The sequence below is a fragment of the Proteus sp. G3927 genome (assembly GCF_963894685.1).
Classification (GTDB): domain Bacteria; phylum Pseudomonadota; class Gammaproteobacteria; order Enterobacterales; family Enterobacteriaceae; genus Proteus; species Proteus mirabilis.
In genome coordinates, this window is the sequence record NZ_CAWQGX010000027.1 from 51373 (window position 1) to 77648 (window position 26276).

Sequence of the window (26276 nt, forward strand, 5' to 3'; positions counted from 1 at the left end):
GATTAAACACCTATTTCTTCTTACATCTCCGTCAGAATTTGTTACTATCAATTCTCTTTTCGTTATTCAAACACTATTTTTACAAGATAATTACCTAGTAATTAGGCTAAATATAGAATAACAAGTATAAATTATTAATATATTCTCTCTCAGACAGGTAGTATTAGTTATGCTTTCAACAAAAGACATGCTAGTCCTTGGAATGATGGTTTTTGCTCTTTTCCTTGGCGCTGGTAATATTATTTTCCCTCCAATGGCAGGTTTCCAATCTGGAAACCAATGGTTTAGTACGTCATTAGGATTTTTGGTTACGGGTGTCTTACTCCCTTTTTTAACCTTAGTCACCGTAGCTATTCGTGGACGTGGTGAACGCCTTTCTATCGACTTGCCATCATGGTTTGCGGTGTTATTTTGGATTGCACTTTACCTGATTGTCGGTTCTACCTTTGCAATGCCTCGGGTCACGAACACCGCCTATGAGATGGGATTTTTACCTCTTGGTCTTATTGAAAAAAATACTACGACCCATCTGACTTTCGCATTAATATTTAACCTATTAAGTATGTTCTTTATGCTTAAACAAGGTACGATGATCAGTGCCATCGGTAAATTCATGACCCCAGCGCTCTTAATACTCCTGGTTGTCGTTGGTATTGCTGTGGTGGCTAAACCGCTTTCCCCTATTGAAGAGCCTACCGGCCTTTATGCGGTAAATGGCTTCTTCTCCGGTATTATTGACGGTTATCAAACCATGGATGTGCTATCTGCTATGGCTTTTGGCGGGATCGTCGCTCGTGCGTTATATACCAAAGGGATCACCAATCCTAAACAAATTGGTTTTATCACCATAAAAGCGGGGATGATTTCGGTTTTACTCTTAGCCGCCCTTTATTTATGTTTATTCTATTTAGGTGCCACAAGTCACGCGGTATCTGTTTTTGCTGATCCAGCACTAAATGCCACTAACGGTGGCCAAATCTTCTCACGTTACGTAGACGCTTTATTTGGCTCTGTCGGTACTTGGTTGATGGGCGGGATTGTTTTATTAGCCAGTATGACAACCTTAGTCGGGGTTACTAGTGCTGCGGCAGACTACTTTGCGACATTCCATCATCGTTTAGGCTATCGCTTCTGGGTTGTAGTATTTACACTGTTAACGACGTTAGTCTCTACTTTTGGTCTTGATACCTTATTACGTGTCACTATTCCTGCATTATTAATGATTTATCCAACATCGGTGACACTAGTCTTACTACAATTTGTTCGCCATAAACTAAAATCACCGCGTTTTACTTACCGCTTTACAATCTGTGTCATTGTTTTAATGAGCCTACTTGACACATTAAAACAGTTAAAATGGCTAAATGGAGATTTATTACAACTATTTAGTTACATTCCACTGTCTGAGTATGGCCTAGGTTGGTTATTACCGGGTATTATTGCATTCGCAATTTCATTACTAATTAGTCTCAGTTTTAAAGAAACCGACACAGAAATTGCTACACCTAATACAGTAAAATAAATCTATTATTGCAACTAGCCCCAAAGTAAATAGTCACTTTGGGGCTAGTTTTTATCCTTAATAACTATCAATTATCTGAATGTTTTATTGACTCAGTTGATGGCTGTATCCACTTAGTTCGATATTTATCAATTAACGCCATTAAAATAGCTTCTGACTGCGCATCAGGAATACCTTTAATATCACTTGGTCTAAAATGCATTTGAAATGCGCTAACCACTTTTTGCGTTTCAGGATCTAATATCCCTGTTGTTGGTGTTTGATAACCATACTTCGCTAACAAGGTTTGAAAATTAGCAATATCAACAGGCTCCGATGCAGCTCTTCCCGCTAAATAGAAAGTAACTGTTTCATCATCTGGCCAAGCGCCTATTCCTTGTTTCGCTAATTCAGCCCATGGGAAAAGTGGTCCCGGATCAACTTTGCGTTGTGGAGCAATATCACTATGCCCGACTACATTTTGTGGTTCAATACCATAGCGTTGAATAATATCTTTCATCATCATAGTAATGGTTGAGAGTTGTTCTGCGGTATAAGGTAACCACTCTCTTAATGTACCCTGATCTTTATAACCATAATTCACTATCTCAATACCAATTGAACCATCATTTAAACCTGCACTATTTCCCCACTGACTTAGCCCCGCATGCCATGCTCTTTTATCTTCACTCACTAAAGCAAACACAACCGGCTTACCATCAACATAATTTGGTTTGGTAGGAATTAAATAATGACTGCTTACATTTCCCGAAGTTAACGTTTTTAACGATTCTTTATCGTCAACGGCGGTGTAGTGCATAACTAAAAATTTTACGCGATTATCTTGCCCAGGATTATTGGGAACAACTTGTGCAAAATAATCCCCCCTATCAATAAGCTGAGGTTGCTGAACACAACCTGAAAGCAACCCCAAAGTAACAAGTAAAAAGAGACTGTAGCGACTAAAGATCATTATCCATCCTGAATACATTAGACTATAAATTTAAGGCTAAATTGTAGACAAAAAACCCATATTAAAAAATATGGGTTTTGTATTTTGGTTTTTTTTTAATAATTTTTTAATGAATACCGTACTTGCTCAATTATTGCCTCACCTTTTCACAGCGGACTAACGGTTCATTAGGTAAAGGCTCTTTATCCCAAATACCTTGCTCTATATCATTTTGTAATTCAGGGTATTGGCGAATATTGAAAGTGGGTAATACACCAGCTTGTCGCTGTTGGTTATAATCTTTAATTAACTTCAAAGCGACGCCTGAAAGTAAAATAATGGCAATTAAGTTAGTGACAGCCATCAATCCCATCGAGAGATCAGCCATTTTCCACACTAACGGCATTTCAGCCAAAGCACCAAACATCACCATCGCCAGTACGGCTGATCTGAGTAAGAATAGCCCTGTCATATGATTGCGGCCTAAAAAAATCATATTACTTTCAGCATAGGCATAATTTGCAATAATCGATGTAAAGGCAAAGAAAAAAATCGCAACAGCAATAAAAGTACTCCCCCAACCACCGACAGTTGACGATAATGCTAGCTGGGTTAACTGAATACCATTAATACCATCTTGATAATTATCTAACACACCTGAGGATAAAATAATCACTGCAGTCGCACTACAAATCACCAAGGTATCCATAAATACCCCTAACATCTGAATATAACCTTGCGATGCTGGATGAGGTGGGTAAGGTGTTGCAGAAGCGGCGGCATTAGGTGCAGAGCCCATACCTGCTTCATTAGAAAATAGGCCGCGTTGAATACCTTGGGTCATCGCTTGACTAATACCATAGCCAATTGCCCCTGCTGCGGCTTCCTGTAAACCAAATGCGCTTTTAAAAATTAGCATAAACACTTCAGGTAAACGTTCAAAATGATCTGCAACAACCCAAAATGCTAATAATAAATAGGCGATAGCCATAATGGGTACAACCAGCTCAGCAACACGCGCAATCCAACGTAGACCGCCAAAAATAATAAAGCCGCTCATCACCACCAGTCCAATACCAACATATAATGGATCGAAATTAAATGCTGATGCAGCTGCTTGCGCTATTGAGTTAGCTTGTACCGCATTAAAAACAAGTCCGAAGGCAATGATGAGGAAAATGGCGAATAATACGCCCATCCAACGCATATTGAGGCCTTTTGTCATATAATAAGCAGGGCCACCGCGATAGTTACCTTCATCATCTTTAGTTTTATACAACTGTGCTAATGTACTTTCTATTAAGGAAGTCGCCATACCTATAATTGCAACTACCCACATCCAAAAAATGGCCCCAGGGCCACCTGCGGTCAGCGCAATTGCTACACCTGTTAAGTTACCCGTTCCAACACGTGCAGCTAAACTGGTACATAAAGCTTGGAATGAAGAGATACCTGATTTATCTGACTTATGACTATTTTTTAAAATAGAAAACATATGACCAAAATGGCGGATTTGAATAAATCCTGTTCGAATAGTGAAATAAATACCCACGCCAAGGAGTAAGTAAATAAGTACATATCCCCATAAAATGTTATTTGCAAAGTTAATTAGCCCTGTCAAATTAATCCCCTTATGTAATAACGTATATAACCTATCCTTACATCGCTATTGAAATAAAAAACAGATAAACACCTATAATTGAACCAATAAATGGCTTATGTATGTCTTTATCTCATATCAAAAATGATTGTCTAAAAAGCGACTTAAATGTAACACAAGATTATACGATATGTATATTTTTTGTTTATTTTTTTATTATTTAATCATTCTATTTAATTATCTTATTAACTAGAAACTTTAGCATAACAAAATAAAAAACCTATAAATATCATTTAGATAAATAATTAAAACATTCTATATTATAGAATAAAATAAATTTACTGATCTACAAAATATTGTTAATTGATTATTTAACAACATGCTAAAAGATGAAAAAAACACCAATAAGAATTGATTGTCAAATATACAATTTCCATTTTAAAGTGAGATTTAAATCAAATAAGTGGATTTATTAATTAAATATTCTCTTAGTAGTAATGCTAATAAGAATTTGAAAAGCGCATTATAAGAAATGCATAGTGAAAAAATAATATAACTTTAACGAACGAAATTATTATTTTTTAACAAAATATTAATAACTTTACTTTAGGGACAGGACTATTACGAACTCTATTAATAATAAATGTTTTAAAGTACTCCGTTTTTCTTCTCTATCTTCTTTGTTTTTACTTAAATTTTATTTTACTTATTTCCATTTTCTGCTTATTTATTATCGCCTTTTCCCTTTTGTTTCCATAACAATTTAATGTTGATTATTTTTTGATTAATAAAAAAATCAATATTCACGTAAATTTACTTATTAACCATTTAGTTAATTTTATTTATAATACATTTTTCCCTGGTGTTGTATTATTTTTTGCCCTGTTTCCCCAACAGGGCTTTTTTTTATCCTTATTTTTCATTCTGTTAGTGATTACTCAATCGTTTTTATAAAAATTAACTTAAAAAATAAAACATAAAATAGACAATATTAACATTTTATTAAAATTTAATTATTACTTTATCTATAATGTAAAAATAATTTATATAAATAAAATTGATCTAGATCAAATATAAAACTCGTCAAAATTGGTTACTGACTCTGAGAAACATTAAAAAAACTAATTTTAAATATAATTAATTCAATATAATAAACATGTTACCTTGGCTAGCTAAAAAATGTACCAGTAGAATAATTTATTTAAAGGCAATATTATTTACTACTAATAACTATTAGTAATAAAGTTTTTTATCCATTATCTATACAATTGCTTTCTATTTCTTTTTTTAAAATTTTTTAAAATAATTTCTTTTAGTTACTTGCATTACTCATCGCTCTCTTTTACTTTACTCTCATATAACAAGGGAGAAAGTACCATGGGTTATAACCTTGCTGAACTTACACAAGAAGAAAAAGATAAAATTAATGTCAACCTAGCCGCTTCAGGGGTTGCCTTTAAAGAGCGTTATAATATGCCAGTAGTGGCTGATGCGATAGCAAGAGAGCAACCTCAAGCTTTACAAAGCTATTTTCAAGAAAGAGTGACCTTTTATCGAGCACGAAGCCAACACTATTCTCGCTTACCTTTTGAGTCGAAATAAATACCGTGCTCAGTATTAAAAAAAGAGATAAACATTTACGTTTATCTCTTTTTTATTTTCAAGTAATGATATAAAAAATGGGCGAAAAATCGCTATTTTTTATCAGTTAAATGATACTATTTACTTGATATATAGGTAATTTTATTCTCATCACAATTAACTTCAACATTGTAACGTAGATCGGTACGAGCACCTCTTACATCCAAGATAACATGATAGCTATTATCTCTTTTGATAACATCGTTCGCATTAATATTCGCCACAGGTTTTGGTCCTAGTGCTTTTTTATCATCCTGCCAGCGAGGTAATCGATTGAGTAAATAATCATTTTTCACTCTAGTGGCAAGTTGTTCTTTATCAAGATTAACACAACTAGCAAAAGGGGCTGAGCGCACAACATTATTATCATTATTCACATTTGTGACACTTTCTGCAGAGGCTCCAAAAGAAACCGCAAGAAAAAGACCTGCACCAAGTATCCCTGTTTGACCAACTAATTTGCTTAATTTCATAATAACCTCCCGAAAATATCCCTTAAAGCAGGACGAGTTTCTATTAAGCATAGCATAAGCAAAACAGGGTATTTGTGACATTTGTTAAAAAAATGTTTTAATCATTGTCATCGTCAAACACAATAGAGACTGATTCACGAGTCGTGTGTTTTTCTCTTAATTCTTGAGCGACCAATTGGATCGCCTCACCACTACTCATACCTTCGGACATCAGATGTTGAATTTTTTCTACTGCTTTTTGTTGTTCTTCATGTGTTAATGTAGGCATTCCTAGAAACATAATGTTACTCTTATCTTAATCGATTTCTATGTTGGTCTTTACAATAATGCAATCACTGAACTAATGATTGATAGTGTAAATGATACAGAATACTTGTTTAAATGGTCATAAAATGGATATGCAATTACAGCAACGTGAATTAACTTATACCCCTGATTTAGCATTACGGGTATTTGCACCTATCGCCTCTTTGTCTTGGTCTAGTTTACTGCATTCAGGTTTTGCCGAACATCACCATAATCGTTTTGATATTGTTGTATCCGATCCTGCTATTACCTTAGAAACACGCAAACAAATTACCACTATTAAAGAGAAAACCGGTCGAGTCAAACGCTCTAAAAAAGATCCCTTTACGCTTATCCAAACAGCATTAGACGCTTTTAATTTTCATCCAGTCAGTGATGAAAGGCTTCCTTTTCTAGGTGGCGCATTAGGTATATGGAGTTACGATTTAGGTCGTCGCATTGAAATATTACCAGAATTAGCAAAAAATGAACTTAATTTCGCTGATATGGCTATCGGTATTTATGATTGGGCACTAATTGTTGACCATCAACTGAAAAAAGCCACATTAATAAGCTACCAAGATATTGACGCACGTCTCCAATGGCTAGCAAAGCACGCTGATAATAACACAATAGAAAAAAAAGAACCTTTTGTCTTAACTTCTCCATGGCAATCAAACATGAGTAGTGATGAATACAATGAAAAAATTGCTAAAATTCATCAATACTTACTTTCAGGGGATTGCTATCAAGTCAATTTAGCGCAACGTTTTTGTGCTAATTATAGCGGTGATGAATGGAATGCATTTTTAACACTAAATCAAGCGAATAAAGCGCCATTTTCTGCTTTTATGCATTTACCTCATCATTTTGTTATGAGTATTTCTCCTGAACGTTTTATTCATTTAAGTGATCATAAAATTGAAACACGTCCAATAAAGGGTACCCTTCCCCGTAAAGCGCATCCCGATGAAGATGATGAACAAGCGCAATTGTTGGCCAATTCTCGTAAAGATCGTGCTGAAAACTTAATGATTGTCGATTTAATGCGCAATGATATTGGTAAAGTTGCCACAACAGGATCAGTTAAAGTACCTGAATTATTCGTTGTTGAACGCTTTCCCGCCGTGCACCACTTAGTCAGCACCATTACCGCTGAACTTCCAGAAAATTTAAACGCAACTGACTTATTACGTGCTGCCTTCCCCGGTGGTTCAATTACTGGCGCACCTAAAATTAGAGCAATGGAGATTATCGAAGAACTAGAGCCACATCGTCGCCATGGATATTGTGGTGCCATTGGCTATATTAGTTTTTGTGGTACGATGGATACTAATATCTCAATTAGAACCCTACTAACGGAAAAAAATAAAATTTACTGTTGGGCGGGGGGTGGAATTGTCGCTGATAGCGTTGCCGAACAAGAGTACCAAGAAACCTTTGATAAACTTGGTCAAATATTAACTGTTTTAAGTGAAGTTTCTCCCGATGACACTTATTGATACCTTTATCAATCGCTTTCAACTTACTTTACCCGAGCCGGTAAATCAGCCTATTGATGCTAAAAAATCGGCAGCGGTTTTACTGCCGATTATCAATAAGCCTAATCCAACGCTCCTCTTAACAGAGCGCGCATCAACGCTGCGCTCTCATGCCGGACAAGTTGCGCTCCCCGGAGGAAAACGCGATCCACAAGATAAAAGCCTCATTGAAACGGCATTACGTGAAGCCCATGAAGAGGTCGATATTCCGCCCAGTATGGTTTCTGTGATCGGCCAATTAGCCCCATTACGCAGTTCAGAAGGTTATTTAGTAACCCCCATTGTCGGGGTGATCCCCCCCAATTTATCTTTACGGCATAATCCCACAGAAGTCGCTTCTGTCTTTGAAATGCCATTAAGTTATGTACTCAATACTCAGCGCTATTTACCGTTAGATTTTCGTCGTGCCGGTAAAATGCATCGCATCTATTTTTACCCTTATGAAGGGCATTTGGTGTGGGGACTAACCGCAGCTATTTTACATAACCTCGCGTTGCATATTACTTAATTTATTATTTTATTACCCAACGCTATCTTTTTATCATCACCACTACAACTGTACTTAGCTATTTTAAAAAAATGTTGTAAACTAGACTATTAACGGGACGATATAATCGTAAAAACGTTCCCCTTACTATAAATAACTATATTTTTATTATTTTTTTAACCCTCACTCTTATTAAGGAGTCTGACGTGATTAGCGTTTTCGACATGTTTAAAGTGGGCATTGGGCCATCTAGCTCTCACACCGTAGGCCCCATGAAAGCGGGGAAAGAATTTGTCGATGATTTAGTCAGCCAGGATCTGATTGCGTCTGTCACTCGAGTAGCTGTTGATGTATACGGCTCATTGTCATTGACAGGCAAAGGTCACCACACTGATATCGCAATTATTATGGGCTTAGCAGGTAATGCACCCGCTACTGTCGATATTGACAGCATTCCCGGTTTTATTCGTGAAGTTGAAGAAACTGGCCGTTTACCATTAGCAAATGGATTAAAAGTTGTCGATTTTCCAGCTGAAAGTATGCATTTTAGCAATGATAATCTTTCATTACATGAAAATGGCATGACAATTCATGCTTTTGCAGGTGACAAAGAAATTTATCGTAAAACCTACTACTCTATTGGTGGTGGATTTATTGTTGATGAAGAAAACTTCGGTAAATCTGTGCTTGACAGCCAACCTGTTTCTTATCCTTATGCAAGCGCTGAAGAGTTATTAAAACATTGTAAAGAAACCGGATTATCAATCTCTAGCTTAATGATGAAAAATGAGCTAGATCTTCATACTCAAGCCGAAATTAGTGCCTATTTTGCTGATGTTTATAAAACCATGCAAGAGTGTATCGAGCATGGTTTAAATACCGAAGGCGTATTACCGGGACCACTTCGTGTTCCTCGTCGTGCTGCGTCACTAAATCGTTTATTAACTTCCAGTAATAGCCTGTCTAACGATCCGATGAAAGTCGTTGATCTTATCAATATGTTTGCACTGGCAGTGAATGAAGAAAATGCCGCAGGTGGACGAGTGGTCACCGCACCAACTAATGGTGCATGTGGTATTGTTCCAGCTGTATTGGCTTATTACGATCGCTGTATTGAAAAGGTCACGCCTGAAATTTATACCCGTTATTTCTTAGCCTCAGGGGCGATTGGTATTCTTTACAAAATGAATGCTTCTATTTCTGGCGCTGAAGTGGGTTGTCAAGGCGAAGTGGGCGTTGCTTGCTCAATGGCTGCCGCAGGACTTGCTGAATTACTCGGTGCTAGCCCTGAACAAGTCTGTGTTGCTGCTGAAATCGGTATGGAGCATAACTTAGGTTTAACTTGCGATCCTGTTGCAGGACAAGTACAAGTTCCTTGTATTGAACGTAATGCAATTGCCTCTGTTAAAGCGGTAAATGCTGCTCGTATGGCATTACGTCGCACCAGTGAACCACGAGTTTCACTTGATAAAGTGATTGAAACCATGTACGAAACAGGTAAAGACATGAACGCAAAATATCGCGAAACCTCTCGTGGTGGATTAGCAATAAAAGTTCAATGTGACTAATTAGCCTGATTTTATTTCTAAAGTCCATTTATAATAAATGGACTTTTTTTATTTCAATAATAGTTAAATCGATTTAAAATAATAACCCTATAAATAACACCTATATTATTTATCTATAAATTACTTATCTATTTTAAAATGTCAGTTAATAACTATATACCTACCAAATATAGGTTTATTTAACTTTCATTTAATTTATTCTCATTTTTATAACTTATAATTTATGTGTGTATTAATTTTTTATTTTATCTAAAAAATAAGATAAAAATAAATAAACACATTGTTTATTATATGGTTAATATTTCATCATATTGAATTTTATCATTTTTTTAACATGATAATAATATAAAAAATATATTTTCAAACGAAAAAACAATAATGATAATTATTATCAATATCATCTTTTAAATATATGAAATAATATGTTGCCTTTCATAAATAATATGATATCTTCTGCATCAAGTCATTGGGGAGTAGCCTGTCTTAAAATAAATCTCATTATTTTAAGAAGTCTGTATCAACATACTCGCTTATTTTTATTTAGCGTGGTACAGACGCCATTATTTGGTTGGCAAGACCATAGACACATAATTGTACTTCTTTGGTTGGGGGTCAATTGTGTGTATATGGAAACACCCCAACCGAGGCTATTGTTATGAGTTTTTACGCCACAATTATTCTCGCCCTTGCTCTTTCTATGGACGCATTTGCCGTCGCTGTCTGTAAAGGCGCCACCTTACATAAACCTCATTTTCGTGAAGCCCTCCGCACCGGTTTTATCTTTGGTATTATTGAAGCAAGCACCCCGATTATTGGTTGGGCATTAGGTTTATATACCAGTCAATATATTATTCAGTGGGATCACTGGGTCGCCTTTGGTTTATTGGTTATCTTGGGTGGACGAATGATTTATCAGAGTTTAAAGCGTGGTGATGATTGCATTTGTGAAGAGGCTCCTCAACGTCACGGTTCACTCTCTTTAATTGCGACAGGTATTGCCACCAGCCTTGATGCGATGGCAATTGGTGTCGGCTTAGCCTTTCTACAAGTCGATATTGTCCATACCGCGATGACCATCGGTATGATGACCATGATTATGGCAACACTGGGTATGCTGATCGGTCGCTATATTGGCCCTGTGCTTGGCAAAAAAGCTGAAATTATCGGGGGTATGGTGTTGATTGCTATCGGCTTTAATATTCTTTTTGAACATCTTGATCTGTTTATGTACGCACATTAAGTCGTCATAATATGAAAAAGCTTAGGTATGAACACAACCTAAGCTTTTTTATTCTAAACACGCTGATAAACACGAATTAGAAAATCAGTTTCACAAGCAAATTGCTCTGTTTTATCTAATGTCTCTTTTACCTCTTCACTCGCACGCCAAGCAAAAGGCGTCATTTGTAATAAATCAACCGCTTGTTTACCTGTTAACGCCATATTATAAGCAACTTGATGCTGTGCTATTAGCTTGAACCCAGCAAATATTTCATCTTTTAGTGGATGAAGATGCACTGTTGAATAAATCAACGCTTTGAGTTGATAAAGATGGCGTGGTGCGGGTGTCACCGTAATAATATATCCATCTTGAGCAATAACTCGTGTTAATTCGCTGGCATTGCAAGGGGCATAAATACGTACCACTGCATTTAATGACGCATCACAAAAAGGCAGACGTTGGCTGGACGCAACACAAAACTGAATAGGAGCATAGCGTTTTGCTGCATATTTAATGGCAACCTTCGCCACATCTAAGCCATAGACTTGTGGATTTTTTGACTTTAGTTGTTGATATATCTGATAGGTATAATACCCTTCTCCACAACCAATATCTAACACCTGAGGATTATCTTCCGGTAAATGTTCAGCCACTAATTGAGCCACTTTGTCTCGCATTGGTTGATAAAAGCCCGCATCTAAAAAATCACGCCGAGCACTAATCATCTCTGCACTATCCCCCGGCTCTTTAGAACGTTTAAATTGTACCGGGAGTAAATTAACATACCCCTCTTTAGCGCAATCAAATTGATGGTGATTGTCACAAACCCAACTATGGGCTTTAAGAGCAAGTGGCTGGGAGCAAAGTGGACATTGATAAGACATAATATTTTTACATATTCCAAAATAAAATTGGGAGAGATAATAACATATCTCCCCCAATCATGCGGAAAACCTTAATGCACAGAGACCATTTCAATGCATTGTTGACATATTGTTATTCGGTTAGCTTCGTTTTAATTTTTCGGTATTTGCAATAAATAACGCGATAACGAGCAATAAAATGGCGCCGGACTGAATCAAAGTATCTACCGAGTCTTTATGTTCAACAATAATCAGACGCACAATAGCTGTAATACCTATATAAATAAAATACCTTAAAGGAAAATGACCACCGGATAAAAAATATTTTACAATCAATGCGATAAACTCAAAATAGAGGAAGTAGATCAAAATTCCTTCTAATAACTGATAAGAAGATTCTTCAGCAGCTAAGTTAAATAATAAAGAGGCGATAACATAAGTTTCTTTGATCAAAAAACTGACTAATACGATGGCTAGAATAAGTAATCCGCAATTCAGCACCCATTGTAATATTGTTGCAATACATTTTAATAATTCTTCGCTTGATTTTCTCATAGCTTTATAACCTAAGGTTATCATTTATTGATAACAAATAATGATAGTAAACTACCTGTCGTTAACTTGGCACAAGTTTAATAGAACAATCTTTTTTCCACACCTATTTTTTATCTTTTAGGGCTAAAAACCCCAAAATAATGGCGCCATAATCGCAATATTCATCTTTAAATTTCAGCTTAGCCACTAAATTACCTATACTACTCGAGTGAAAAGGTTAATTTTTTACAGAAGGTAAATTATGGCTAAAACAATACTGGTAGCAATTGACTTATTAGAAGATGATAGAATTCACCGTATGGTTAAAGATATTCAATTTCTAGCAAGAAAAGCTGATCACTATTTTCATTTTGTCACAGTCATGCCTAATTTACGTTCTCTTGAAGCTTATGGGCTTGATTGTGATAGCCCTTCAGTTATAGAGAAAAAACATCAAGCCGTTATTTTGTTAACTGAAAAACTAGCACACTGTGTGCAACAACAATTCCAATTACCTAAAGAGCAGTACCAATGCCATGCCCTTATAGGGACACCAAATTATAATATTCTCGAACTCGCCAATAAGATGGATGTAGACACTATTGTCATTGGCTCTAGCTCTCGTAATAGACATAATATATTGCTTGGCTCTACTGCAGATTATATTGTTAACAACACCAATTGTTCTGTTTTAGTGATCCGTTGATAATTGACGATACATTGTTAATAAAAAATGCTAGGATTAAAATCAAAAACCTTTTTTTAATCCCACACTAAAATCAACCATCCCATTTTTGATTAACATATTGATGTATCATTTAAAAAATAATCTTTGCCCTGTATTAAAATCTTTGGCATTAAGATAGCTACGGCCAAGCGCACCGGTACAATGGCAACCATAAACCTCAACATGGTGACCTATTGCTTTTTTCGCTCTTTTTAACGCCGCCAGTGAGGCACAGCGAAGATGTAGCCCTCCGACAATAGCTTGGATCTTGTCATTTCCTGTTATTTTTTTCGCATGGCGAATAATCGCATCAATACCAGAATGGCTACATCCTGTAATAATCACCAGTCCTTGCTGACCTTGCCAAATTAGAAAACTATCATCAAGTACATAATCATCCGTTTCGCTACTTTCACTGACAATAACGCCATAACGTTTATGTATTTGACGCTCTGTCACTTGACCAGAATAGATAAATCTTTTATCGATAGCTTTAGGTGTCGCTGTTAACTGAAATGAAAACTGCTGTTCTAGCTGCTGTCGGTTAAAAAATGGAGTAAGGCGCTTAAATTTAATAGACTGGCGCCCCATAAAAAGTGCTGAATAACGTACTGAAAATAAATCAGGATGGGCAATAATATGTGGCTTAGTAATAAAGAAATCCTCATTTAAATGAGTTAATCCACCAAAATGATCATAGTGCCCATGGGAAATAACAATTGTCGTTAATGACGTCAAATCAATCGCCATTTTTTTAGCATTATTGATAAAAGTGAGATCTTTACCAGTATCAAATAAAATTTTACTTTCGCTTTCAGTGTCTTCTAATAGCAGTGAAAGGCCAGGATAATGGCTAAGGGCGGGATCGCTTGTCTTATTTTCTAGTAGTGCCGTAATAGTAAGCATAAATTTTAATTATTATCTTATAGGGAATAATGCATGATAATTAAAAACAGCTAGAGTGCCAAATTAAAAAAGCAGTTGATGAGACGCCATCAACCGCTTAATGGTATTACTATATAAAATAAAGAGTCGGCTATCTTGCTACCATCACTGAACGTTTCGCATAACGGGTAATATCTGCCGCTGTTGAGCCTAAATGATAGCTGTCTGCTTCAGGATTATGTGAGCTAACAACAATTAAATCAGCATTAACCTGATCGGCTATCTGCAATATGCCATCCCGTGGTTTACCAATACAGATATGCGTTTCAATACGATCTTCCGGTAAATCAAATCGAGCAATAATTTTTTTTAACTCTTTTTCTGCTGATTTTTTTAAGCATACTTGGTCAAGTTGATCGCCATTCATCACTAAGCGATAATAAGAAGATTGTGGCAACTTTGGTAAAACATACAAAAAATGGACATAGGGATCTTCTCTTTTGGCAATGTTCTCCACTAATGTAATGGCTTTATTTAGTAAGTTATCTTCATCGATATCAATGGGAACCAAAATAGTCTTATACATATCGCCTCCTATTATTTTTTAATTGTAGGATAGTCTATTTTGAAAAAAATACCGGATATAGTTAACATATTTAATAAATAGATTAATAATAATAGATATGTATAATTCACATGCACTTAAAATTTTTGAATTAAATTATACTTAGAGAAAATAAAATTTATTTTAAAATAATACATTACTTTAAATTTTAAATTAAAAAATAAAATAACAAATTTATCTTCAAAATATTCTGACTAATGGTTTAACTCAAATTAAAGTATAACCCTATCGAAAAAGATAGGGTTATATTTATCTAATGACCATTCAATTCAACTAAAAAAGATTAATTTTTTAATTGTGCTTTTTGTTTACGCTTTTTCACAAAATGATACCCTATTCCTAAAGCAATAAACCAAATGGGCGTTACCATCAATGCTTGACGGGTATCATGTTCAAATGCCAATAACACGACCATAAACACAAAAAATGCTAAGCATAGCCATGACATCACTATCCCTAATGGCATTTTATAAATAGATTGTTGATGTAATTGAGGACGTTTCTTACGATATGCTAAATAGCAGCATAAGATCATACTCCAAATAAACATAAATAATAACGCAGAGACCGTTGTTACTAACGTAAATACCCGCATCACATCTGGAATAAAATAAATTAGTACAATACCGCAAGATAAACAGAGACTCGTAAAGAGTAAACCATTGGCAGGTACTGAACGTTTTGATAGCTGGCTAAACTGTTTTGGTGCCTCCCCCTCTTTCGATAAACCAAATAGCATACGACTGGTTGAGAAGATACCACTATTTGCTGAAGAGGCGGCTGCCGTTAATACCACAAAATTAACTAAACTGGCTGCGGCTGGAATACCAATCATGACAAAGAGTTCTACAAACGGGCTTTTGTCTGCCAAAATCGAACGCCACGGCGTTACTGACATAATAATCGCCAAAGCCAAAACATAAAAAGTAATAATACGAATAGGAATAGCGTTAATCGCTTTAGGTAACGATTTCTCAGGATCACGTGTTTCAGCCGCTGCTGTACCTACTAGTTCAATCCCCACAAAGGCAAAGATAGCAATTTGAAAACCAGCAAAAAATCCGCTGATCCCTTTAGGGAACATACCGCCATCATTCCAGATATTTTCAATAGTTGCCGTGTGGCCGGCTGGAGATTGAAAATTTATGCTAATCAATACGATACCAACAATAATTAAAGAGACGATAGCGGTGATTTTGATCATCGAAAACCAAAATTCCATTTCCCCAAATAATTTTACTGTGGCTAAATTCAAAATAAGTAGTGTCAGCACACAAATAAAAGACGTTCCCCATTCAGGAAAATTGGGCGCCCAATAACTAATATAGGAGGTAATGGCAACAATATCAGCGATACCGGTGATAACCCAGCAAAACCAATAACTCCATCCAACAAAAAAGCCAGCCCAAGGCCCTAATAAATCCCCGGCAAAATCGCTAAATGATTTATATTCTAAATTTGATAATAATAGCTCTCCCATTGCTCGCATAACAAAGAACAGGACAAAGCCGATTATCATGTAAACAAAAATAATCGATGGCCCAGCTAGCGAAATGGTTTTTCCAGACCCCATAAATAAACCAGTACCGATAGCACCACCAATAGCGATTAATTGGATATGACGATTGGTTAGCCCGCGTTGTAGAGTGGCATTTTTCACTCTAACGGGCTGAGTAACTTCTGTTTGCTCTTCCATACAATACCTGAAATGTTTTCATATTTTTGATGTTGTTACGCCACTTTTTTATTTTTTCGCCGTGGCTAAGTTTGCGAAATTATTGTGACACAAATCTCAGAATAAGTAATGAAAAGATCACTTTTAGTAAAATGAGTGACGATTTGATAACCAAATAATATCCTTTCTTCATTTTAATAGACGATATTTTATACATTTGGAAAAAATTTCAAATTAAGGGTTGACCCGCCCTTAAGAGAGGAGAATAATTAGCGCATCGGGTTGTTAGCTCAGTTGGTAGAGCAGTTGACTCTTAATCAATTGGTCGGGGGTTCGAGCCCCCCACAACCCACCAAATTTACGCTGAGTAATCAGGCAGATAGGCCACTTAGAGATAAGTGGCTTTTTTGTATCTGGAAGAGAATGGCGACAAAATGGCGATAACAGCTAGCTATTATCAGGCTCATTAATTGCGTTATATAGCTGACTAATATTTAACCTATGAATTGTAATTGTAAAATAAGTGTATTACAAAATATTAAACCAATAAAAATATAAGTATTAGTATTATTGACCAATAACGGTATCAATGAAGTTTGATGGGCTAAATATCGCTTTGATTAAGCAATCTTAATGCTATTAATATCATGCTAAACAAAACCCTTTAATGGTTAATATTTACTGTTATTTTGCCAAAAAAATACCACCTATATTTTTATATAGATGGTATTTCATTAAATAAAATCTTACTGCTTATTAATAATTAAGTGTTACGATATTCCGCTTCTGCTTCATCAAAACGTTGTTGATTTTCTGCCGTTGGTGACTTACCCATTAAACTGACAATAACAATGGCTATGGACGCGAAAATAAAGCCCGGAATAATTTCATAAAGACCGAACCATTTATATTGCATCCATACCAATACCGTTAATGCACCAATTAACATTCCCGCAAAAGCACCATTACGAGTCATACGTTTCCAAGTGACAGAGATAAGGATCACCGGACCAAATGCAGCGCCAAATCCTGCCCAAGCATTACTCACCAAATCAAGTACTTTATTTTCTGGATCACGGGCTAAATAAATAGCGATAACCGCAACTAATAACACCATGCCACGACCAACCCAAACTAGCTCTTTTTGACTGGCATTTTTACGAATAAAAGGCTTATATAAATCTTCAGTTAATGCACTGGCGCAGACTAATAATTGGCAGCTTAACGTACTCATTACCGCAGCTAAAATCGCAGATAACAAAATACCAGCTATCCACGGGTTAAAAAGTAACGAAGCTAATTCCATAAAGATACGCTCATTTTTAGCCATAACTGGACCTGCAACGGCCGGATTAACTTCAAAATAAGCAATACCAAAGAAGCCCACCGCCACCGTTCCGCCTAAACAGAGGATCATCCAAGTCATACCAATACGACGCGCTTTACGAATAGTTTGATTTGAATCTGCAGCCATAAAACGCGCGAGAATATGAGGCTGTCCAAAATAACCTAATCCCCAAGCTAATAATGAAACAATAGCAATAAAATCAAGCCCTTTAAACATATCAAGATAAGCCGGATCTTTCGCTTTAATGATCTCTATAGAGGTGTCAATTCCACCAATTGAGAAAATAACAATAATTGGTGTCAGAATAAGTGCGAAAATCATTAATGTGGCTTGTACCGTATCCGTCCAACTTACCGCTAAAAAACCACCTAGGAAAGTATATGCAATGGTTGCTAGTGCACCATAAATCATCGCTTCATGATAAGGAATGCCAAAGGTAGACTCAAAAAGCATACCTCCTGCGACGACACCTGATGCACAATAAATAGTGAAGAAAATAAGAATAACTAACGCAGAAATAATGCGTAGCATTTTGCTTTTGTCATCAAAGCGAGAAGTTAAATAGTCTGGTAAAGTCAGTGCATTATTGTTTTTTTCTGTTTGTAAACGTAAGCGCCCTGCAACTAAACGCCAGTTAAGCCATGCACCTAAACATAAACCAATGGCTATCCAACTTTCGGAGATCCCCGCAAAAAAAACCACACCTGGTAACCCCATTAATAGCCAGCCACTCATATCAGAAGCGCCCGCAGAAAGTGCCGTTACTACACTACCAAGCCTTCGGCCCCCTAAAATATAATCATCAAAATTTTTTGTTGATCGATACGCTAGATAGCCGATAAAAAGCATCCCCAATATATAGATCGTAAAGGTAATTAGCATTGGCGAATTTAGAGCCATAATCGCAGTTCTCCATATATCTGTTACGATCAATTGCTATGCTTTCAACTTATGCAGGAACGTTGCACTTCGTTGCACACCAATGACCTTATCAGTTTTTATTTAAAATAATTTCTTACTGTAACAAATAAAACATTCATATCAATCCTAGAATAGGTTATAAGCATTTAACAAGAAATTAACGTATCGGTGTTTAATTTTTGTATGTAACTTCACACTATTTGCTTCGGTTGAAAGAGATTAATATTATCTCCCCATTGAAGAAAAATATATAACCTAATGAATTATAAGCATTATTTATTTATCTATCTAAGATAGTATTTTTTAACCATTTATAAAACCTGACAACTTTCACATTATTTATAAATTTATTGTTAACAATGTTGCACAAAGTTGCAACATGGCTGATATTAAGAAAAATAACTGGTCAATGTGCCGTATAAGTAAGATGCACGATATGAGGAGCACTGCATGAGTAGCACAACAATGGGTGTTAGACTTGATGAAGAAACCCGTAATAGATTAAAAGATGCTGCACAAAAATTAGATAGAACATCTCATTGGCTAATTAAACAAGCCATCTTCAATTATCTTGAACAAATTGAAAATGATCAGCTCACCCTAACCCCTATCACACAGGCTGAGCAAGATATTGAAGAAAGCACAGCCCCCCTAACGGCACATTATCAACCGTTTTTAGAATTTGCAGAGCAGATCCACCCACAATCGGTGTTACGCTCGGCAATTACTTCTGCTTATCGTATACCTGAAACACAAGCGGTGCCTATGCTACTACAGCAGGCAACACTACCTGAGCATGAGGCTCAAGCCACGCATAAACTGGCTTACTCCATTGCAGAAAAATTACGCAAACAAAAACAGGGTGTTGGACGCTCAGGTCTGGTACAAGGCTTACTGCAAGAGTTTTCTCTCTCTTCCCAAGAGGGGGTTGCCTTAATGTGTTTAGCCGAAGCTTTATTGCGTATTCCTGATAAAGCAACCCGTGATGCCCTGATCCGAGATAAAATTAGCCATGGCAATTGGCGCTCGCATTTAGGGCAAAGCCAATCTATGTTTGTCAATGCCGCCACTTGGGGTCTACTGTTTACAGGTAAACTCGTCTCTACTCATAACGAAGAGAAATTATCTAATTCTCTAAATCGCATTTTAACTAAAAGTGGTGAACCTTTAGTGCGTAAAGGCGTTGATATGGCGATGCGGTTAATGGGGGAACAATTTGTCACCGGTGAAACTATCTCCCAAGCGTTAGCCAATGCACGCAAACTTGAAGAAAAAGGCTTTAGATATTCCTATGATATGCTAGGAGAAGCGGCCTTAACGGAAAAAGATGCGCAAGACTATTTAGTCTCTTATCAACAAGCCATCCATGCCATTGGTAAAGCCTCTAATGGACGAGGTATTTATGAAGGACCGGGGATCTCCATTAAACTTTCAGCGTTACATCCCCGTTATAGTCGAGCTCAATATGATAGAGTGATGTCGGAGCTTTACCCTCGCCTACTCTCTTTAACGCTACAAGCCAAGCAATATGATATTGGTATTAATATTGATGCAGAAGAAGCGGATAGACTGGAAATATCCCTCGATTTATTAGAAAAACTCTGCTTCGAGCCTGAATTAGCGGGTTGGAATGGTATAGGATTTGTTATTCAGGCCTATCAGAAACGCTGCCCTTTAGTGATTGATTATATTATTGATTTAGCTCGCCGCAGTCGTCGCCGTTTAATGATCCGTTTAGTAAAAGGGGCTTATTGGGATAGTGAGATTAAACGCGCGCAAATGGATGGACTGGAAGATTACCCTGTTTATACCCGTAAAGTGTATACTGATGTCTCTTACCTTGCGTGTGCGAAAAAACTGCTCGCTTCACCGAATTATATTTATCCGCAATTTGCCACGCATAATGCCCATACTTTATCAGCCATTTATCATCTAGCGGGTCAAAATTACTATCCTGGTCAATATGAATTCCAATGCTTACACGGTATGGGTGAACCCCTCTATGCACAAGTTGTGGGTAAAATTGCTGATGGTAAACTTGGTCGCCCTTGTCGTATCTATGCGCCAGTAGGTACTCATGAAACCCTACTGGCTTACCTTGTGCGTCGATTATTAGAAAATGGTGCAAATACCTCGTTTGTAAATCGTATCGCTGACACCACCATCTCCTTAGATGAATTAGTTGCCGATCCGGTTAAAGAGATCAATAAAATTGCGCAAGCTGAAGGACAAATCGGACTTTCACATCCTAAAATCCCGCTCCCAATGCAGCTTTATGGTGATGAGCGTAAAAATTCACCGGGGATTGATATGTCTAATGAGCATCGTTTAGCCTCATTATCCAGTGCATTACTGACCTCTGCGATGGAAAAAATTCACAGCCATCCGCTCATTGGTGGTGAGTGTAATAGTGCAGAAGAAGTAATTGCACCACAATCTATACTCAATCCGGCAAATCACACCGATGTCGTCGGTACAGTACGTGAAACAACGGCCGCCGAAGCTAATTTTGCTTTAGATATTGCCCAAGAAAATGGTGAAATTTGGTTTGCAACCCCACCTGCGGAAAGAGCGGCGTTTTTAGTCCGCACAGCAGAACTGATGGAACAGCAAATGGGTCCATTAATGGGGGTCTTAGTCAGAGAAGCGGGTAAAACCTATAGTAATGCTATTGCAGAAGTGCGTGAGGCGATTGATTTTCTTTATTATTACTCAGCACAAGTGGCAAATGATTTTGATAATAATACCCATCGTCCTTTAGGCCCTGTTGTCTGTATTAGTCCTTGGAACTTCCCATTAGCCATCTTTAGTGGACAAATTGCAGCGGCGTTAGCGGCAGGTAATACCGTACTGGCCAAACCTGCGGAGCAAACCCCTCTGATTGCTTTTAAAGCCGTAGAACTATTTTATCAAGCAGGAGTACCTCGCAGTGCATTACAACTCTTACCGGGTCAAGGGGAGACCATTGGTGCACAATTAGTGGCAGATGAACGCGTGCGTGGTGTGATGTTTACAGGCTCTACCGAAGTTGCCCACATTTTGCAAAAAACCTTAGCGGGTAGACTCGATAGCGAAGGTCGCCCTGTTCCTTTAATTGCTGAAACAGGTGGCTTAAACGCTATGATTGTCGACTCTTCTGCCTTAACGGAACAAGTGGTCACTGACGTTATGGCCTCTGCTTATGATAGTGCGGGTCAACGTTGTTCTGCTTTGCGTATTCTCTGTATTCAAGAAGAAGTGGCTGATAGCACGATTGAAATGTTAAAAGGTGCAATGGCACAAGCCATAATAGGTGATCCAAGTCTCTTATCAACAGATATCGGCCCTGTAATTGATAAAGAGGCAAAAGCGGGTATTGAAAAACATATTCAAACTATGCGCACAGCGGGTTTTGACGTTTATCAAGCAACCTATAATCAACTTGCTAAACAGACTGAAAATAACAGTACTTTTGTACCTCCTACCTTAATTGAGTTAGATAAAATTAGCTCACTTAAAAAAGAGATTTTTGGCCCTGTACTGCACGTCGTACGTTACTCAAGCCAAGATCTGCCTGCTTTATTAGATGAAATTAATGCGACTGGATATGGATTAACGATGGGGGTTCATACCCGTATTGATGAAACTATCGCTTATGTAGCGACTCATGCAAAAGTAGGAAATTTATATGTGAACCGCAATATGGTAGGTGCTGTTGTCGGGGTACAACCTTTTGGTGGTGAAGGCTTATCGGGCACGGGGCCAAAAGCTGGAGGCCCTGCTTATCTGTATCGTTTATTATCAAAACGTCCTGAAAATGCCATAACACAAACCTTAGCACGTCAAGATGAAACATTACCCCTTGATGCCTCTATGCGACAAAAGTTATTACAAACCTATCATCACTATATGACGTGGTTAGCAAATAAAACGGAACCTGCACATTATCAGGCGCTAGAAGAATACGCCAATGCATCACAAGCTGGCACATTGCGCGTATTGCCGGGGCCTACTGGCGAGCGTAATACCTATCAATTAGTCCCTTGTGGCAAGGTGCTTTGTCTCTCAGATAATGAGCAAGATATATTTACTCAGTTAGCGGGAGTCTTTGCATCAGGATGCCATGCTATTGTCCATAATGCTGTTTTCTCCCAAAAAACCTATCGTGAATTGCCTGATATGATCAGAAAAGCAATCACACTCACGGACAACTGGCAAGATGAGTCACTAAGCATTAATGCCGTTATTTATCATGGCGATAGTGATCAGTTAAAAGAAACTTGTCAGCAAATTGCACAACGTAAAGGGGCTATTATTTCAGTACAAGGCTTCTCACGTGGTGAGACAGCATTGTTATTAGAGCGTTTATTGCATGAACGAGCATTAAGCGTCAATACCGCCGCTGCCGGAGGCAATGCCAGCTTAATGACAATCAGTTAAACCCAGCGTTCTCTTTCTCACTTTATTTTTGAGACCACCTTTAACTTACTTATCTATTAAAGGTGGTTTTTTTATTTCTGGAATAAAAAATAAAAAGGAGCAACATAATGTTACCCCTTTTTTTAGGTCTCTCTTGAATGCGATTAGTGACCACTACTCATCGAGGTTGGCGTTTGGCACCAATCAAGATATTGCTCATACTTACGTAGGGCAATGTTGTAGTTACTAAATGCGGAGGGAGTGAGCTTTTTACTCAAGTCTGACTGAATTTTCTCTGTCGTAAATTCTTGACGAGGAAAATTAGTGGAAGTCAGCAATTCATCGAGTCGACGTAAACGAACCACATACTCACGAACAGTACTGTGGCTCATCTCCGTTTGTTCGAACAAATACTGCTTAAAAGACATAATGTCAAAGTAATCAGTTTCACTATTACAGTAAATCTCACTACAAAAACGGCACAGCGCAGAAAACTTTCCTTGCAAGGTTTCCCATGTTTCATCATCAATTAAATCTGTCATTTCAGAAATGGCTTCTTTATTGATAACTTGGCGATTGAATACGAGAGAAATCCGATCAAGCGCCTTATGGCAATGCAAACAATGAGTTTGGCTGTGTTTATAGTCTTTAATGTAACGGCTTAGCGGCCGTTTCTTTTGTGTTGAAACAGACATAAGAGATAAAGCCCTGTGTTGTAGTCTTAATAAATAAAAACAAAAATAAGCAAAACTTCTATTTCTCTGGGTTTAAGCGTGCTCGCAGCCTTTTGATTGCTTGGCTGTGTAGCTGACTTACGCGGGATTCCCCGACATTAAGCACTGCGCCTATTTCTTTCAAATTAAGTTCTTCCTGATAATACAGGGTAAGAACCATTTTTTCCCTTTCGGGAAGCAATTCTATCGCGTCTATGACTCTTTGGCGAATATCACTTTCCAATAACATTTGTAAAGGATTGTCATCGTGATCTTCGTCTTGAGACGGTTCACAGCTTTCACCGTAAATTTCATGCCATTCGTCATAAGAGAACAACTGGCTGTTATTTGTATCCAATAGGATCTGCCGGTATTCTGCTAACTCAATCTGCAAATGATCAGCAACTTCCTGTTCTGATGGTGGTCGTCCTAGATCCTGCTCTAACTGATGAATGGATTGTGTCACTTCTCTTGCATTACGGCGCACACTGCGGGGCGCCCAATCACGACTTCGTAGCTCATCTAACATAGAGCCTCGAATACGTTGCACAGCATAAGTAGTAAAGGCGGCACCTTGCATTGAGTCATAACGCTCAACGGCATTCAGTAGGCCAATCCCCCCTGCTTGCAAAAGATCATCCAATTCAACACTCGCAGGTAACTTGACCTGTAATCGTAATGCTTCATGGCGAACCAAAGGGACATATCGCTCCCAGAGGCTATTTTTGTCCATCACGCCTTCGGCGGTATACAAATCACTCACAACAAAAGACACCTTTGGATAAAAGACCGGAAACCATTATCCGACGAAATAGTGTTAGCAATCGGCTGAACAGTGAAGCAAAAGCCCCTCTTTTTCACCTATGCTAAATTTTCAGCGAAAATTGGGTTTTCATTGATAATTTAATTTGTTATTGCATTACAAGTACATACTGTACCTTAAGATGGGTCATACTAATCCGCAGAAAAACCGTTAAATAAATTGATATTTTGTCTTATTGAAAGAAATGTATTCATCAAATCTGTATTTTGTTGATAAAAAAATAACATATAAATCATATTACTTATCTTTTATCTATTTTTACCTACAACCCATCAATGGGAATACCTATCCATAATTAATAAAAAAAACAATTGTTTTGATGAAAAAACACCCACAACCAAAATGGCTGTGGGTGGGATCTGAAGATGAGTTTAATGAAGGATTAACGTAACAGAGACAGAACAGTTTGTGGTACTTGGTTTGCTTGAGCCAGTACAGCAGTACCTGCTTGTTGCAAGATTTGATTTTTACTCATATTGGACACTTCTGTCGCATAGTCAGCATCTAAGATACGGCTACGTGAAGCAGATAAGTTATTAACAGTGTTGTTTAAGTTATTGATAGTAGATTGGAAACGGTTTTGAATTGCACCTAATTTAGAGCGGCTTTCATCAACCTTACTAATTGCGTTATCTAAAGTTGCTAAAGCGTTATCCTTAACATTTAAAACTTTAACATCTTTACCTGCATCTGCAGTAAATTTAGTGGTTTTACTACCAGTAAACTCAACTTCACCAGTAGTAGTACCTGATTTTAATGTAAAGTCTGATTTGCTTACTACGTACTCGTCGCTACCATCATTTAAGACAACTTTACTAGCAGAAACCTTACCATCTACTTTATACTCTTTTACTGAAATACCAGTCGCATATTTTGCACCACCTGAAACACCGATATCTTTCGCATCGATTGCATCACCTGCTGCTGTAACCCCTTTTTTCTCTGTTTTAGCATCAAACAGTTTATCACTAGCAACACCTAATGTGTCGTTATCAATTTTATCTAAATTGAATTCAATCACTTCATTGTCATTAGTACCCACTTGAATGGTCATTTTTGACTTTTCACCACTCAACACTTTTACACCGTTAAACTGAGTTTGTTCTGAAACACGATTGATTTCATCTAAACGTTGATTAACTTCGTTTTGGATAGAGTTGATATCTGAGTTAGAGTTAGTCCCGTTTTTCGCTTGAACGGTTAATTCACGAATACGTTGTAAGTTATTGTTGATTTCGTTCAATGCACCTTCAGTGGTTTGAGACACTGAAATACCATCATTCGCATTACGAGATGCTTGAGTTAAACCGTTAATATTTGAAGTGAAACGGTTAGCAATAGCTTGACCTGCCGCATCGTCTTTCGCGCTGTTAATACGCATACCTGAAGATAAACGTTCAATTGCATTACCAAGTGCGCTTTGTGAACGATTTAGATTATTTTGAGTGACTAAAGACAGATAATTAGTATTAATAACTTGTGCCATACAATATT

General features: G+C 37.2%; 21 protein-coding genes, 1 tRNA gene and 1 riboswitch. Of the genes, 9 read left to right on the plus strand and 13 right to left on the minus strand.

The annotated features are described in order from the left end of the window. The first annotated feature begins 169 nt into the window (after positions 1–169). The gene (gene brnQ / locus AACV00_RS09715; RefSeq protein ID WP_004243464.1) at positions 170–1522 is read left to right on the plus strand and encodes a branched-chain amino acid transport system II carrier protein; all 1353 of its coding nucleotides are present in this window, start codon (positions 170–172) and stop codon (positions 1520–1522) included. A 67-nt stretch (positions 1523–1589) separates the two neighbouring features. On the opposite strand, the gene AACV00_RS09720 is transcribed toward brnQ, so the two are convergent. Continuing rightward, complete coding sequence (locus AACV00_RS09720) at positions 1590–2474, minus strand: peptidoglycan recognition protein family protein (RefSeq protein WP_004250813.1); 885 nt, start codon at positions 2472–2474, stop codon at positions 1590–1592. 130 nt (positions 2475–2604) lie between these two features. After that, positions 2605–4074 carry an alanine/glycine:cation symporter family protein gene (locus AACV00_RS09725; RefSeq protein ID WP_004243466.1) on the minus strand — a complete coding sequence of 490 codons (1470 nt, stop codon included), beginning with the start codon at positions 4072–4074 and terminating at the stop codon, positions 2605–2607. A gap of 1356 nt (positions 4075–5430) precedes the next feature. On the opposite strand from AACV00_RS09725, the gene AACV00_RS09730 reads away from it, so the two are divergent. After that, entirely contained in the window at positions 5431–5655 is a 225-nt protein-coding gene (locus AACV00_RS09730) for a DNA polymerase III subunit theta (protein ID WP_004243467.1), read from the plus strand. A 116-nt stretch (positions 5656–5771) separates the two neighbouring features. Here AACV00_RS09730 and yebF read toward each other — a convergent pair whose 3' ends face one another. Together yebF and AACV00_RS09740 are read right to left on the minus strand one after the other, a co-directional pair. Next, the gene (yebF, locus tag AACV00_RS09735; protein WP_004248304.1) at positions 5772–6167 is read right to left on the minus strand and encodes a protein YebF; all 396 of its coding nucleotides are present in this window, start codon (positions 6165–6167) and stop codon (positions 5772–5774) included. A 97-nt stretch (positions 6168–6264) separates the two neighbouring features. Further along, on the minus strand, positions 6265–6447 hold the full coding sequence (locus AACV00_RS09740) for a YoaH family protein (RefSeq protein WP_004243469.1): 183 nt from the start codon (positions 6445–6447) through the stop codon (positions 6265–6267). 79 nt (positions 6448–6526) lie between these two features. Between AACV00_RS09740 and pabB the strand changes: the two genes are divergently transcribed. The 4 genes from pabB to mntP all read left to right on the plus strand — a co-directional run bounded on the left by pabB (position 6527) and on the right by mntP (position 11288). Next, entirely contained in the window at positions 6527–7954 is a 1428-nt protein-coding gene (gene pabB, locus AACV00_RS09745; RefSeq protein WP_371319569.1) for an aminodeoxychorismate synthase component 1, read from the plus strand. Beyond that, on the plus strand, positions 7941–8501 hold the full coding sequence (locus tag AACV00_RS09750) for a CoA pyrophosphatase (protein ID WP_049213218.1): 561 nt from the start codon (positions 7941–7943) through the stop codon (positions 8499–8501). Before pabB ends, AACV00_RS09750 begins: the two co-directional genes overlap by 14 nt. Before the next feature lie 185 nt (positions 8502–8686). After that, positions 8687–10048, plus strand: coding sequence for an L-serine ammonia-lyase (locus tag AACV00_RS09755; protein ID WP_004248310.1), 1362 nt, complete (start codon positions 8687–8689; stop codon positions 10046–10048). Positions 10049–10504: 456 nt separating this feature from the next. Continuing rightward, positions 10505–10643: riboswitch (yybP-ykoY riboswitch) on the plus strand. A gap of 60 nt (positions 10644–10703) precedes the next feature. Further along, positions 10704–11288 (plus strand): manganese efflux pump MntP, encoded by a 585-nt coding sequence (gene mntP, locus AACV00_RS09760; protein ID WP_004248311.1) that lies wholly within the window; start codon positions 10704–10706, stop codon positions 11286–11288. A 53-nt stretch (positions 11289–11341) separates the two neighbouring features. Here mntP and rlmA read toward each other — a convergent pair whose 3' ends face one another. Together rlmA and psiE are read right to left on the minus strand one after the other, a co-directional pair. Further along, complete coding sequence (rlmA, locus tag AACV00_RS09765; protein WP_017827496.1) at positions 11342–12154, minus strand: 23S rRNA (guanine(745)-N(1))-methyltransferase; 813 nt, start codon at positions 12152–12154, stop codon at positions 11342–11344. A 120-nt stretch (positions 12155–12274) separates the two neighbouring features. Beyond that, a complete protein-coding gene (gene psiE, locus AACV00_RS09770) occupies positions 12275–12688 on the minus strand; it encodes a phosphate-starvation-inducible protein PsiE (protein ID WP_004248313.1) in 414 nt (137 codons plus the stop codon). A gap of 241 nt (positions 12689–12929) precedes the next feature. On the opposite strand from psiE, the gene AACV00_RS09775 reads away from it, so the two are divergent. Next, positions 12930–13373, plus strand: a complete 444-nt coding sequence (locus AACV00_RS09775) for a universal stress protein (protein ID WP_004243477.1) — start codon at positions 12930–12932, stop codon at positions 13371–13373. Positions 13374–13481: 108 nt separating this feature from the next. Here AACV00_RS09775 and AACV00_RS09780 read toward each other — a convergent pair whose 3' ends face one another. The 3 genes from AACV00_RS09780 to cycA all read right to left on the minus strand — a co-directional run bounded on the left by AACV00_RS09780 (position 13482) and on the right by cycA (position 16600). Beyond that, positions 13482–14300, minus strand: a complete 819-nt coding sequence (locus AACV00_RS09780) for an MBL fold metallo-hydrolase (RefSeq protein WP_017827497.1) — start codon at positions 14298–14300, stop codon at positions 13482–13484. Between the two features lie 130 nt (positions 14301–14430). After that, a complete protein-coding gene (locus AACV00_RS09785; protein ID WP_004243479.1) occupies positions 14431–14865 on the minus strand; it encodes a universal stress protein in 435 nt (144 codons plus the stop codon). 322 nt (positions 14866–15187) lie between these two features. Continuing rightward, positions 15188–16600 (minus strand): D-serine/D-alanine/glycine transporter, encoded by a 1413-nt coding sequence (gene cycA, locus AACV00_RS09790; RefSeq protein ID WP_004243480.1) that lies wholly within the window; start codon positions 16598–16600, stop codon positions 15188–15190. Positions 16601–16858: 258 nt separating this feature from the next. Between cycA and AACV00_RS09795 the strand changes: the two genes are divergently transcribed. Beyond that, positions 16859–16934, plus strand: a tRNA-Lys gene (locus tag AACV00_RS09795). Positions 16935–17342: 408 nt separating this feature from the next. Here the strand turns inward: AACV00_RS09795 and putP are convergent. Continuing rightward, entirely contained in the window at positions 17343–18827 is a 1485-nt protein-coding gene (putP, locus tag AACV00_RS09800) for a sodium/proline symporter PutP (protein ID WP_004248317.1), read from the minus strand. Between the two features lie 471 nt (positions 18828–19298). Between putP and putA the strand changes: the two genes are divergently transcribed. Next, complete coding sequence (gene putA, locus AACV00_RS09805) at positions 19299–23267, plus strand: trifunctional transcriptional regulator/proline dehydrogenase/L-glutamate gamma-semialdehyde dehydrogenase (RefSeq protein WP_110706597.1); 3969 nt, start codon at positions 19299–19301, stop codon at positions 23265–23267. Between the two features lie 143 nt (positions 23268–23410). Here putA and fliZ read toward each other — a convergent pair whose 3' ends face one another. The 3 genes from fliZ to AACV00_RS09820 form a co-directional block, all read right to left on the minus strand. Beyond that, complete coding sequence (gene fliZ / locus AACV00_RS09810; RefSeq protein ID WP_104459747.1) at positions 23411–23941, minus strand: flagella biosynthesis regulatory protein FliZ; 531 nt, start codon at positions 23939–23941, stop codon at positions 23411–23413. Positions 23942–23999: 58 nt separating this feature from the next. Further along, positions 24000–24722 carry an RNA polymerase sigma factor FliA gene (locus AACV00_RS09815; protein ID WP_004248319.1) on the minus strand — a complete coding sequence of 241 codons (723 nt, stop codon included), beginning with the start codon at positions 24720–24722 and terminating at the stop codon, positions 24000–24002. Between the two features lie 442 nt (positions 24723–25164). Further along, positions 25165–26268: a FliC/FljB family flagellin gene (locus AACV00_RS09820; RefSeq protein WP_004248321.1), complete on the minus strand. Its 1104-nt coding sequence runs from the start codon at positions 26266–26268 to the stop codon at positions 25165–25167. Positions 26269–26276: the final 8 nt, after the last annotated feature.